The sequence below is a fragment of the Hyphococcus sp. genome, assembly GCF_965228385.1.
Lineage (GTDB): Bacteria > Pseudomonadota > Alphaproteobacteria > Caulobacterales > Parvularculaceae > Hyphococcus.
On the sequence record NZ_OZ245810.1, the window covers coordinates 830421 to 843288 of the forward strand.

A 12868-nucleotide genomic window follows, 5' to 3' on the forward strand; every position below is an offset into this window, starting at 1 on the left:
AAGGCAAGCAAATGAGCATGGATCCGGACAGTTTTGAGTTGTTGCTGTCAACAGTAAAGCGGTTTGTGGAGAATCGATTACGTCCACTCGAAGAAGAGGTTGATCGCACCGATTCCATGCCGTCCGAAATCGTCAGTGAAATGCGCGATCTTGGATTGTTTGGATTGACCATCGGTGAAGACTATGGCGGTCTCGGCCTGAATATGGAGGAAGAGTGCCGGTTTGTTTTTGAAATGGGACGAACTTCGCCTGCATTCCGGTCCGTTTTCGGCACAAATCTCGGTATCGGTTCGCAGGCCATCGTGTTTGGCGGTACGGATGAACAAAAGCAGCTATATCTGCCAAAGCTCGCCTCCGGCGAGATTGTCGGCTCATTTGCATTGACGGAACCGGATGTCGGGTCCGACGCTATCGCGGTGCAAACCAGAGCCGATAAGGATGGTGACGACTATATTCTAAATGGCGTTAAACGTTACATCACCAATGCGCCGCGCGCTCAACTATACACCGTGATGGCGCGAACTGCGCCGGAGAGAAAAGCCGATTCGATTTCCTGTTTTCTTATCAACGCTGACAATCCGGGCATTAAACTTGGCAAGCCGGATAAAAAGATGGGTCAGCATGGCACCACGACTTGCGATATTATTTTTGACGATTGCCGGGTCCCGAAAGGCGCCTTGCTCGGCGGCGTTGAAGGCAATGGTTTCCGCACGGCGATGAAGGTGCTCGACAAGGGCCGTTTGCATATTTCAGCGCTTTGTGTCGGCGTAGCGGACCGGTTAATCGAGGAAATGGTTTCATTCACGACGAACAGAAAACAATTCGGCCAGCAAGTTTCGGACTTTCAATTAGTTCAGGCGATGATTGCGGATAGTCAGACGGAAATGCTCGCCGCCAGGGCCCTTGTCCTTGAGACGGCGCGCCGTCGCGACGCAGGTGAACGCGTTGTGCTTGACGTAGCGGCGACAAAACTCTTTGCATCCGAAATGGCGGGCCGTGTGGCCGACCGGGCTGTTCAGGTACACGGCGGCGCAGGCTATATGTCGGACTACGCCGTGGAACGCTTATACCGCGATGTCCGGCTTTTCCGAATCTATGAAGGCACATCGCAAATTCAGCAACTTATTGTTGCACGCGAAACGATAAAAAAGTTTTCCTCTCAATAGCAAGCTAATAAATTATGTCGGGTTATCCGACTGATTGTCTCCCTAATAAGTTCAGGATAGGATGAAATTACCGAACAGGAGTGTTTTCATGCGTATGAACAAACTGACCGTTATAAGTGCAATAGCAAGTATGCTGTTTCTCTCGGCATTTGTCCAAGCTCCTGCAGGTTACACTGAAGTTTACAATGACGCCACAAACGTCAATTTAGGCGGACGCTGGGTTGTTGCTGATATCGCATTATACGCAGATACGCCGCAGACAAATCAAATCAGTCTGGCGCTTGTCACTGACGTTACAAAATTCATTGAGCAAACGGAACAGGATCTGGAGAACTGGATTGCAACGCATCAAGACCGTTGTGGTGAACGATGGGGCGCCGGAGATCCGGAAATCTCGTTTCCGGGCGATTCCATCCGTTTTGTTTTGGAGCTGGAATATGAGCTCTGGAATTGCGGTCTTCGCGGGAGAGGGGAACCGCGTCGCATGGCGCGAGAAGCCGGGCGCATTGATGTTACCCTTGACCCTTATATCGAAAATGGAAAATTGCAGGCGCGGCTTGGCGCCTTTTCTGTAGACGACCGAGAAGGCATATCCAGATATCTGCCGCTCGAATTCGTTGCGCAACGGGTTATCGATTCCGAGCTGGCGAACCTCAACAAGAACCGAAAATTTTATCGCGCGCCAAACCCGCTTTATACCGAAGGGTTTGAGTATGAATCTTTAGAAGCAGAAATACAGACGGATAGTAATGTTGTCATCACTGCGCGATATGGTGCGGCCGGGGGCCTCGCGAAACTTGACCGGGTTGTGGAAGCGATCGGCGCCGAGGGCATAACGCAATAGCCGATCAGCTTGCTGACCAGAACGTATCGTCCGCGCATATTTTTGCTGTCTACATTGCACGAAGCTTCTTCATGATATTATCGAACCGTTTTTTGACGGCGTCGCGCTTGACGTGCTTGCCATCGCGCACAACATGGCGGCCGGCAGACCAGACGTCCGATACGTTCTCATCATCTTTTGCGAATATCCACTCATCCAGCAAGGTGTCACCGCTGTGCGTTTGCGGCGAAAAATATGCAGCATTCAATGCCGTCAGGTCCGCCAAATAACCAGCCTGAATGCGACCGCTTTTGCGGCCCAGCGCCTGTGCGCCGCCAGCTGCGGCATCCTCATACAAACAACGACCACAGGATCGGGTTGCATCAGCAATTACATTGCGCCTTCTATGTGTAAGGCGCTGACTGTATTCCAGCATTCGCAATTCTTCAGACAGTGAAATGCGCAAGTTGGAATCTGATCCGACGCCGTACTTACCGCCCGCCGCCAGATAATCAGGTGCGTTAAAAACACCGTCGCCGAGATTTGCTTCCGTAATTGGACACAGGCCGGCGATGGCGTCGGATTTTGCAAGCTCAAACACTTCGCCTTGAGACATGTGCGTTGCATGCACCAGACACCAGCGTTCGTTTACAGAGATATTGTCCAATAGCCAGCGCACCGGCCAGGCCCCCAAGGCTGCTTCCACCTCTTCGATTTCTTTTGTCTGTTCCGCAATATGTATATGAAGGGGTGCGGCGCCGGCCAATTTTTCAGATAAGAAAAGCCCTTTTTGATCCACCGCGCGTAAGGAATGCGGCGCTACGCCAAGTACGAAGTCGTCAGGACAGGCTTTTAACGCCGCTTTTATATTTTCATGGATAAGCGCAAAGTTTTCTAAACTATTGCCAAACCGCAACTGTCCGCCTTGCAATTGACGGTCATCCAGACCGCCTCGCATATAAAGCACCGGCAGGTGCGTGAGGCCAATGCCCGTCTCTATCGCTGCTGATAGAATGCGCAGACTTAATTCGGCTGGATTATCGTATTGAACGCCGGCATGTTGATGGTGGAGATAATGAAATTCTCCGACCGAGGCATAGCCAGCTTCCAGCATTTCCATCTGCACCTGGGCGGCGATTGCTTCGATATCTTCCGGGCCCAGTATTTCAAGAAACCGGTACATCACGTCGCGCCAGCTCCAGAAGTCATCGTTTTGAGCGGAGCCGCGGTGTTCGGTTAAACCAGCCATAGCCCGCTGAAAACTATGACTGTGTAGATTAGCCGGCGCCGGAAGCAGGACGTCAACATTGATTGCTCCATTCGAAGCGCCGTCGCCAATGCTATCGATGTAACCGCTGGCGTCTACGACAAGATGACTGTTTTCGCGCCAGCCCATATCCGTAAGCATCCATTGCGCATGAATGATTTGATACGTCACGTCTTGCCGCTCCCTGTCGTTGTGTCTTATGCCTTAGTATCACGTAATACTTTTTAGATGCGAGCTTTGGGATAGTAAATCGAATGAAACCGGTCACAGTCATTCGCGGGCGTAGCCCTGTTATTCTGGGGCAGCCGCATAGCGGCGTATTCATTCCGCACGATATAGAAATGAAATTGAACGACCGGGGCCGCGCACGTGTTGATACAGACTGGCATGTTGACCGGCTTTATGACGGACTGCTTGATGACGCGACGGTCGTTCGCGCCGAGTTTCATCGATACGTCATAGACGCAAATCGCGACCCGTCCGGAAAATCTTTATACCCTGGCCAGAACACGACAGGGCTAGTCCCGCTTGTATCATTTGAGAATACGCCGATCTGGAATGAAGCGCCGCCGGAACATGAAATCGAGATGCGCCGCAGCTTATTTCATGCTCCTTATCATTCAGCGCTATCGGAGGAAATTGAACGCGTAAAGGCGCTTCATGGCGTCGCCGTTTTGTATGATTGTCATTCCATCCGTTCGGAACTTCCGTTTCTGTTTGATGGGCGCCTGCCGGACCTCAATGTCGGCGATAATAACGGCGCGACCTGCGCTGCAGCGCTGACTGAAACGATCGATATGCTTTGCGCGCGTCAAAAACGATATTCTCATGTGGTGAATGGCAGGTTTCGCGGCGGATGGACTACACGTCATTATGGCGAGCCGGATAATAACGTTCACGCGGTGCAGATGGAGCTGGCGCAACAGAATTATCTGAAAACCGAGTGCGCGCCATTTGAATATGACGAGACAAAAGCGTCGCACCTTCGCTCGTTTCTGCAAATAATATTGCAAAACATTGAACAAATGGCTTTGCACGGTCTGCTTTGAATCTGCGAGTGTGCAGGGATATTTTTTGTCCGTTCGAAATCATTTATATTGAACAGACCATAATACAATGAGGAGCGGGTGATGACGGGACCCCTTGCAGGCGTTCGCATAATTGAATTTACCGGAATTGGTCCCGGTCCCTTTTGCGGCATGATGCTTGCCGATCATGGGGCCGAAGTTATCCGGATTGATCGTCCCGGCGGTTTTATGTTACCCGGTGACCCGTTAGCCCGATCTCGAAAATCCATTGCGATTGATACAAAAAAACCGGAAGGTGCGGCGCTTGCCCGCGAGATTGTCAAAACTGCTGATGGTTTGATTGAAGGCTATCGGCCAGGCGTGATGGAGCGGCTGGGGCTGGGCCCGCAAATTCTGCATAAAGATAATCCCAAACTCGTCTATGGGCGCATGACGGGCTGGGGACAAAACGGGCCGTACGCCAGCGCAGCTGGTCACGATATTAATTACATAGCGTTGAGCGGCGCGCTGCACGGATGCGGGCGCAAGAACGACAAACCAACGCCCCCCGTCAATTACCTTGGTGACTTTGGTGGCGGCGCAATGATGCTTGCATTCGGTATGGTCAGCGCAATTCTCGCCGTTAAAAACGGTGCAAAGGGCCAGGTGATAGATTGCGCCATGACTGACGGATCAGCGCTGTTAACAGCGATGACTTATGGGCTCAAAGCAGCCGGTCAATGGCGGGACAAGCGCGGCGTAAACCTGCTGGATACTGGTGCGCATTTTTACGATACTTATGAGACAAAAGACGGAAAGTGGATTTCAATCGGCGCGCTGGAGCCGCAATTTTATGCGTTGCTTCGCGAAAAACTCAACCTCGCGGAGGATAAGGCGTTCGACGCTCAACTTGATCAATCGAAATGGGATTTGTTGAAGCAAAAATTGACAGAGATATTCAAAACACAAACACGAGATGACTGGTGCGCGCTCTTGGAAAATACGGATGTCTGTTTTGCGCCAGTGCTTTCCATGGAAGAGGCGCCATTACATCCGCATAACGTCAGCCGTGGCGCGTTTATCACTGTTGACGGCGTGACGCAGCCAGGTCCAGCGCCGCGTTATTCAGATTCAAAAAACGATCATCCAACCCCGGCACCGGATGTCGGCGCTGACGCTGTAGAAATTTTATCGATGATTGGAAGGCGCGAAGACGAAGACAAGCTGCGCCAGGCCGGCGTGATCATCTGATTTACTGGTAGAGTACTCCCGGCAGCCACGTAGCGATATTAGGGTAAAGCGCTAAAACGCCAAGCGCCAGCAACTGAATGAATATATATGGTATCGCCCCGCGGTATATTTCAGCGGTTTTCACTTCCGGCGGCGCCACGCCGCGCAGATAGAACAATGCAAACCCAAAAGGCGGCGTTAAAAAGGACGTTTGCAGGTTGATCGCCATCATGACGCCCAGCCAGATCGGGTCGAGGCCCATCATTAACAGCGGCGGTCCCACAAGCGGCACGACAACAAGCGTTATCTCGATAAAATCGAGAAAAAAGCCTAGGATGAACATGACCAGCATCACAGTAATGACAGCGCCGGTGACCCCGCCCGGCGTCGCCGCCAACGCTGCGTGAACCGTCTCGTCGCCGCCCAGGCCGCGAAAGATGAGTGAAAATAACGCGGCGCCGATCAGTATGGTGAAGACCATCGTCGTAACGCGCGCCGTCTGGTCAAGGATTGGCGCCAGCGTTTTCTGCCGGCGCAGTTGCACAAGGCTGGCGACCACGCCCCACGGCGTCAAAGCAAACAGGAACATGGCCGCAATCACGCCGGCCGATTCTAGCGGCTGCGCATTCTCCCGGCCGATACGCAGATCAAGCATGCCCGAAAGCACCACCAGCCCGGCAATGGCGAATGCGGTAACGTAAATAGGCAGTCTTCCTGATAACAAAGATCCTTTCGGCGCCATGCGTGCGCCGGCGATCAGCATCGCGCCGATGACGCCGACGCTCGCGGCTTCGGTCGGCGTTGCCGCGCCGGCGAGAATAGAGCCAAGGACTGCGATTATCAGCAATAGCGGCGGCGGAAGCACTTTTAATGCATCGAGCCAGACCGTTCTGACGTCGCCGCGTTCAATGGCGGGAATGGCGGGCGCTTTCTGGGGTTGGGTGACAGCGACAAAAACTTGCCAGAGCAGATACATCCCGACAAGCATCAATCCCGGCAATAATGCGCCCGCGAAAAGGTCGCCCACGGATATAGTTTCCGGCGCAAACACGCCTTGCTCCAGCTGCGCTTTTTGATACGCGTTGGATATCACATCGCCAAGCAGAATCAGCACAATGGATGGCGGAATGATCTGGCCCAATGTGCCCGCTGCAGCGATGGAGCCGGCCGAAAAAGCCTGGTCGTAGCCGCGCCTCAACATGGTGGGCAGGCTAAGCAAACCCATCGTTACGACGGTCGCCCCGACAATCCCCGTGGACGCCGCAAGCAGAGCCCCGACAACTGTCACCGAAAGCCCCAGCCCGCCGCGCAACGAACCGAAAAGTTTCGCCATCGCTTCCAGCAACTCTTCCGCGATTTTCGATTTTTCTAAAATGACGCCCATAAAAATGAACATCGGCACAGCGATCAGGGTTGTATTGACCACCGCCCCGAAAACGCGTTGAGGGAAGGGACGTAAAAATGAAATATCGAAAACGCCGAAAACCATGCCCAGAATGGCGAAGAGAAGCGCCGTTCCTGCGAGACTGAACGCCACGGGGTATCCCGCCATTAGAAGCGCGCACAGAAAGACGACCATGGCGATGTCCAGCCATCCGGCGAACCAGCAACCGCAGACCGCGATATCCCCAATGGCGAAATCCATCACGCGCGCTCCTTTAGGACCGCGCCGGCGCGTAAGGCAATCGAGAATCCTGCTATCGCCAGCAACATGGCGAAGGCAGGTATGAAGGATTTGATAATGAACACCGCCTGAATGCCGGAAGATTCATTCGAGCCTTCGCCAACGGCCCAACTGTTTCCCACATAAGGCGCTGCGGTCCATAATAATAACAGGCAAACCGGGAAAAGAAAAAGATAGGTTCCGAGAAAGTCGACCAGCGCCTTTCGTTTTGGAGAGGCTTCGCGATAAATAATATCGACACGCACGTGATCGTTCGTGAGTAGCGCATACCCCGCCGCCAGCAGGAACACGGCGCCATGCATGTAAGTAATGGACTCCTGCATGAAGATGTAATTGAGTCCAAAAACATAGCGCAACACAACGACGGCGAACTGCACCAGCGCCATAAACAGCAATAGCCACATTACAATCTGCGCTGTTATGCGTGTTACGGCTTCCAGCGCAGGTCTTATGGCTACAGCAAAATTTGCAACGCCGCCTGAGATGATGACAATCGCTATGAACAAAAGGCAGACGCCGGCGAATTTCATGAGTTGAACGCTCGAAGGCGTCAGCGACAACACCGGTGTAAATGCAGAAAACAAGACGCCGGCTAATATTGAAACAACAATCAAGACCAGCCAGGCCGTCGTTGCGTTCAGCCGGTTTCCTCCGGCGTAAACAGCCAGCGGTATCAACATTGATGGAAAAACAACGCCTGCGGCGAGCCAATTCAAAATATCGCCGGTCAGCTCAAGCATTGCTAGAGTGAAAAGATTTCGCGGCGGATATTCATGTAAGGCTCATCGGAAATTCCGCTCCATGCTTGCGATCTTGCGAGCGAAGTTTTGTAACTTTCGAAAATGCGTCCGGTAATGTCATCGGTCTGCGCTGTTTCCTCGAGTACGTTTTTGGATTCGCGGGCGAGGGCGCGCATCACATCGTCCGGCATTTGGCGGAGTTGAACGCCATGATCAGTGACCAGTTGTTCAAGCGCAACGGCGTTGTGGTGAATATATTCAGCGATGGAAAGGTGGTTTGCCCGGTGGCACGCCCCTTCGATAATGGATTTTTCCTGCAGCGTCATGCCTTCCCACAAATCCAGATTCACACCGACGCCGAGCTGCGCGCCTGGTTCGTGAAAACCGGGCCAGTAATAATATTTTGCTTCGCGATATAAGCCGAAAGCAATATCGTTCCATGGTCCGACCCATTCTGTCGCGTCAATGGCGCCGGACTGCAGCGCCTGATAAATTTCACCGCCCGAAATGGCGACGGCAGAGGCGCCTATGCGGCGCAGCACCTCCCCGCCCAGGCCGGGCATGCGTATCTTCAACCCACGCATGTCTTCCAGGGAATTTATTTCCCGTTTGAACCAGCCGCCCATTTGATGGCCCGTATTGCCGGCGGCGAAGGGTTTGATATTGAAGCGGCTCGATAATTCATCCCATAATTCCTGCCCGCCGCCAAATTCCGTCCACGCCATAATTTCATTGGCGGTCATGCCAAACGGAACCGCTGTGAAATAGGCGAATGCCGGAGACTTTCCCACCCAATAATATTCTGCGCCATGATAAAGATCAGCCGCACCATTAGCGACAGCGTCAAAACTTTCAAAAGCGCCGACAAGCTCGCCCGCTGCGAAAACCCGCACGCGCAAGGCGCCGCCTGACATTTCCGTGATGAATTGCGCCGTGCGCTCGGCCATTGTTCCAAGGCCGGGAAAGTCTTTGGGCCAAGTGGTCACCATTTTCAATTCGCGCGATTCAATGGAACCGGGAATGGCGGCGCCGCCGGCCGGAACACCGCATTCACACCCCGTTGCAAGACCGGCCGCGCCTATGGCGCCGCCTTTTAGAAATTGCCGCCTTTTTATCATCCGCCCCTGTTTGTATTTACTTTTTTAGTTGTTGTCTTGGTCGCGTTCGATCACCTGAATTTCAACATCGCTTTCGCCGGTGGCTGCGCGTTCGCGCTGCTTGGCGGCGCGCCACCGTTCATAAGCATCTTCTTTTTCTGACCGGCTGCGCGCCGCGCCAATTGCTTTATCCGTAGCCAATGACGAACCGTCGCCGCTCGCGCCCGTCGCGTAACAACGCGTCTCGTTGCTGTAACAACGCTGGATACAGGCGGAGCGCGCCGGGCCGTTTTCAATATCGGTGCAAGCGGTTTGACACTGGTTATGCTCCCCGACACAACGGTCTTCGGCATAGCCAAACGGCGCTGACGTACATGCTGGCATGATTAAGGCCGCTGCGGCGACAAGCAAAACTTTCAAGGTGCTGCTCCCTGCTGAAACAATGATCCCCGCATGCAGCAAAAAGATACACTGTCTCGCCTGTCAGCGCAAAGATTAACTAATGGAACAGGCGTCAGGAGCGCGTGGATGCGCCCATACGGGACCAGCCCCGCGTTCCCAATGTCTCTAACGGCTGGAACTGTTTTTTATAATCCATCTTGCCGGATCCGTTCACCCAGTAGCCAAGATAGACGTAAGGGAGTCCAAGCTCTTGAGCGAAAGAGACATGATCCAGGATCATGTATCGTCCAAGTCCTCTGGCGCTCTCCTCCGGTTCAAAAAAGCTGTACACCATGGACAGCCCGTCCGTCAGGCGGTCGGTCAGCGCCGCGGCGATGAGGCGCTCTTCCCGGGAATGCCTGTCGCGAACGAGATATTCGATGATCACGGTATCGACACTCGTTTCTTCAACCATTGACGCATAATCAAGTACAGTCATGTCCGCCATCCCGCCATCGCTATGCCGCGTGTCGAGGTAGGCGCGAAGCATGGAGAATTGCTCACTGGTGGCGCTGGGTGCGCGTAAGCGGCGGATGACATCGGCGTTTTTAGCAATCGTTCTTTTGCGAGAACGCGAAATATCGAACTCATCTACGACGATGCGAACCGGCACGCATGCGCTGCATGCTTCGCAGGCTGGCAGGTAAATCAGATTTTGCGACCGGCGGAACCCGCGTCGCGTCAGCAATGAATTTGTAGCCGACGCCGTTTCTCCAGAGAGGTAGGAGAAAATTTTCCGCTCGCGACGGCCTTTCAGATAAGGGCAGGGCGCCGGCGCCGTGATGTAGAATTCACCGCCTTCAAGCCCGAACCGCCGTGCAAAATCTTCGTTACTCATGTTGTCCGTTCTAACAACAAAACCTTAGCGGGCGATTATCAATCCCGCAATGAATCCCTGAATCCGTTCTCATCGCGTGTCAATTCAACTCAAAGTAGAACGGCGCGACGAAGGTATAGACCGCCCACAGGAGTAAAATGAGCGGTCCGCCGACGACCAGAAAATCCTTAAATTTGTAATGACCCGGCGTCATCACCAGCAGGTTTGTCTGATATGCAATCGGTGTTGCAAATGAGCAGTTTGAACCGAAAATGACTGTTAAGACCAGTGCATGCTCATCCATGCCGACTTGTTGAGCGGCTGCGACGGCTACGGGTGTGAAAAGAACGGCGGTGGCGTTGTTGGACAATACATTCGTCATCGCCGCGCACATGATGAAAAACGCCGACATCAGCACCATAGGTCCGAAACTGCCGGCGCTGGAAGCGAGCGCATCGCCGAGAAAGGCGGCGCCGCCCGTGCGTTCAAGCGCGGCCCCCATGGCCAGTGAAGCGCCGATCAAGAGGTATATGCGCCGGTCCACTGCGCGCGCCGCCTGACGGACATTCAAACATCCTGTCGCCACCATCGCCGTCGCGCCGACAATCGCCGATACGGCGATGGGAACGAGCCCGGTTGCCGTAAAACCGATCACGCCGGCGAAAATCAGCGCCGCAATGCGAGCATTTCGCTGGTCGGGCAAATTTTGCATGGAATATTCCAGCAACAGGATATCGCGGTCGGAGCGCAAGGCGCGGATATCTTTCAGGTCGCCAAGAATGAGCAATACATCGCCGGCTTCGAGACGTATTGTGTTCATCTGCGTTCGTATCATGCGGCTTCGCCGCTCAATGCCGAGAATGACGCAGTTGGTTTGTGCGTGAAAACCGATTTGAGCGACCGAACGGCCGATCAGGCGAGAGCCGGGAGCGACGATCGCTTCAACAAGCGTTAACTGGGTTGAGCGTTGGACCGATCCGTCTTCATCGTCGGCGATCGAGGTTTCCGCCATCAATCCCTCGAGCATATCGGGGTTCGACTTCAGCAGCGATGTCAAGGATGAACGCGTCGCCGCGACAATCACCACATCCCCTGCGCGGAAGGCGAAATCTTCAAAAGGCGGCAGGATCGCCCGCTCGCGCCGCTGAACCATGCGAACGGTGATATCCGGCAAATCGACAAAAAGTCCCGCCACCGGCCCTTTGCCGATCAGCGGGTGGCCGCGATTGATTTCAATCTGCGCAATAAAATGTTTGCCTTCGCGTTCTGTCACGCCCGGCTGATTTGGGTTGTCGCGCTTGGGCAACAACCAGCGTCCCGCCGTCGCCATATAGACTATGCCAGCGCTGGCGAGGATGAGCCCCATAGGCGTCAATTCAAAAAAGCCGATTTCGCCGCCGGTCGTCGCCCGGTAGGACTGCGCCGCCAGTAGGTTTGTGGATGAACCGATCAATGTCGTCATCCCGCCAAGGATGGAAAGATACGAAAGCGGCATCATAAAGCGGGATACGCGGATTTTGCTCTGTTGCGCGATCGCCGCCATGATGGGAATAAACATCACCACCACGGGCGTGTTGTTCAGAAACGCGCTGACCACCATGATAAAAAGAAAAACAAGTCCGGTGACCAGCAACGGCCATTTATCAAATGCGCGCAACAGATATTCCGTAGGATGTTCAAGCGCGCCCGCCTGAAACATTCCCTGTCCGATAATAAGCAAACCTAAAATGGCGAATAGCGCGGGACTGGCGAAGCCCGAGAGTAATATTTCCGTCGATAGCAGGTTGGTTCCGTCGCCGCTTTCCATTGGCGCGGCCAGGAACAGGATAAGCAGCGCGACGATTGCGCCGGCGGAGACAAGCTCCAAGGGCAGACGATCGGCGGTGTAAAATACGATCGTCACGGCGATAATGGCGAGCGTCGCCCACATCTGCCAGGGTGCTGCGAGAAAGGTTTCCATCATGTCAGATTGTCTTTAACCGGCCCTGTTGTGAACCATCCATTGATATAAAAGCCGTCTAAAGCTTTGTATTTTCGCAATTTAATGCTAACGCCACAACCTTAGTACGATTTTCTGAATGGCGGAAATGGTCCGTATTTGGCGGGAAAGCAATATCTATGACCGATAAATACAGGCCCTTAAAGGATGCATTTGGCCGTTTCGCCACCGGAATTGCCGTGGCCGCCTGCCGCACCGCGGAGGGCAATATAAATGCGATCACTATCAACTCCTTTGCGTCCGTCTCCCTCGAACCGGCGCTTTTATTATGGTGTCTTGAAAACCGGGCGTCGACATATAGCGCCTTTATGGCCGCCGACGCTTATTCCGTAAATGTATTGCGTGCAGATCAGCAGGACGTATCCGACTATTATGCAGGGTTTTTAAAAGACCCGATTGGCGAGGAAAAATTCCAATCCTGGGTTACGGGCGCTCCCGTCATGAAGGACAGGCTAGCTGCGTTTGATTGCAAAATTTTCAACCGCCATGATGCGGGGGATCATGTAATACTCGTCGGGGAAGTTGTTCGCTTTGAAAGCGGCGAGGGCGAGCCGCTGGTGTATTACGCCAGTCAGTATTATCAGGGAACAAAGTAAG

General features: G+C 53.7%; 12 protein-coding genes. 5 read left to right on the forward strand and 7 right to left on the reverse strand.

What is annotated here, in order from left to right:
* Positions 1–11 precede the first annotated feature (11 nt).
* Both ACQK2Q_RS03820 and ACQK2Q_RS03825 read left to right on the forward strand, forming a co-directional pair.
* Positions 12–1166: an acyl-CoA dehydrogenase family protein gene (locus tag ACQK2Q_RS03820; protein ID WP_425408425.1), complete on the forward strand. Its 1155-nt coding sequence runs from the start codon at positions 12–14 to the stop codon at positions 1164–1166.
* Between the two features lie 88 nt (positions 1167–1254).
* Entirely contained in the window at positions 1255–2010 is a 756-nt protein-coding gene (locus tag ACQK2Q_RS03825) for a hypothetical protein (RefSeq protein WP_425408426.1), read from the forward strand.
* A 49-nt stretch (positions 2011–2059) separates the two neighbouring features.
* On the opposite strand, the gene ACQK2Q_RS03830 is transcribed toward ACQK2Q_RS03825, so the two are convergent.
* A complete protein-coding gene (locus ACQK2Q_RS03830) occupies positions 2060–3427 on the reverse strand; it encodes a formimidoylglutamate deiminase (protein WP_425408427.1) in 1368 nt (455 codons plus the stop codon).
* Between the two features lie 83 nt (positions 3428–3510).
* Here ACQK2Q_RS03830 and hutG point away from each other — a divergent pair, with 83 nt between their 5' ends.
* Both hutG and ACQK2Q_RS03840 read left to right on the forward strand, forming a co-directional pair.
* A complete protein-coding gene (hutG, locus tag ACQK2Q_RS03835; protein ID WP_425408428.1) occupies positions 3511–4305 on the forward strand; it encodes an N-formylglutamate deformylase in 795 nt (264 codons plus the stop codon).
* An 81-nt stretch (positions 4306–4386) separates the two neighbouring features.
* Positions 4387–5514, forward strand: coding sequence for a CaiB/BaiF CoA transferase family protein (locus ACQK2Q_RS03840; RefSeq protein WP_425408429.1), 1128 nt, complete (start codon positions 4387–4389; stop codon positions 5512–5514).
* A gap of 1 nt (position 5515) precedes the next feature.
* On the opposite strand, the gene ACQK2Q_RS03845 is transcribed toward ACQK2Q_RS03840, so the two are convergent.
* The 6 genes from ACQK2Q_RS03845 to ACQK2Q_RS03870 all read right to left on the reverse strand — a co-directional run bounded on the left by ACQK2Q_RS03845 (position 5516) and on the right by ACQK2Q_RS03870 (position 12235).
* Positions 5516–7138, reverse strand: coding sequence for a TRAP transporter large permease (locus tag ACQK2Q_RS03845; protein ID WP_425408430.1), 1623 nt, complete (start codon positions 7136–7138; stop codon positions 5516–5518).
* Complete coding sequence (locus ACQK2Q_RS03850; protein WP_425408431.1) at positions 7138–7917, reverse strand: TRAP transporter small permease subunit; 780 nt, start codon at positions 7915–7917, stop codon at positions 7138–7140. Before ACQK2Q_RS03850 ends, ACQK2Q_RS03845 begins: the two co-directional genes overlap by 1 nt.
* A 2-nt stretch (positions 7918–7919) precedes the next feature.
* On the reverse strand, positions 7920–9032 hold the full coding sequence (locus ACQK2Q_RS03855; RefSeq protein ID WP_425411114.1) for a TRAP transporter substrate-binding protein: 1113 nt from the start codon (positions 9030–9032) through the stop codon (positions 7920–7922).
* A gap of 27 nt (positions 9033–9059) precedes the next feature.
* Entirely contained in the window at positions 9060–9434 is a 375-nt protein-coding gene (locus tag ACQK2Q_RS03860; protein ID WP_425408432.1) for a hypothetical protein, read from the reverse strand.
* Positions 9435–9528: 94 nt separating this feature from the next.
* Complete coding sequence (locus tag ACQK2Q_RS03865; RefSeq protein WP_425408433.1) at positions 9529–10293, reverse strand: arginyltransferase; 765 nt, start codon at positions 10291–10293, stop codon at positions 9529–9531.
* Positions 10294–10372: 79 nt separating this feature from the next.
* Entirely contained in the window at positions 10373–12235 is a 1863-nt protein-coding gene (locus ACQK2Q_RS03870; RefSeq protein ID WP_425408434.1) for an SLC13 family permease, read from the reverse strand.
* Positions 12236–12390: 155 nt separating this feature from the next.
* Here ACQK2Q_RS03870 and ACQK2Q_RS03875 point away from each other — a divergent pair, with 155 nt between their 5' ends.
* Positions 12391–12867, forward strand: a complete 477-nt coding sequence (locus ACQK2Q_RS03875; RefSeq protein ID WP_425408435.1) for a flavin reductase family protein — start codon at positions 12391–12393, stop codon at positions 12865–12867.
* Position 12868 lies beyond the last annotated feature (1 nt).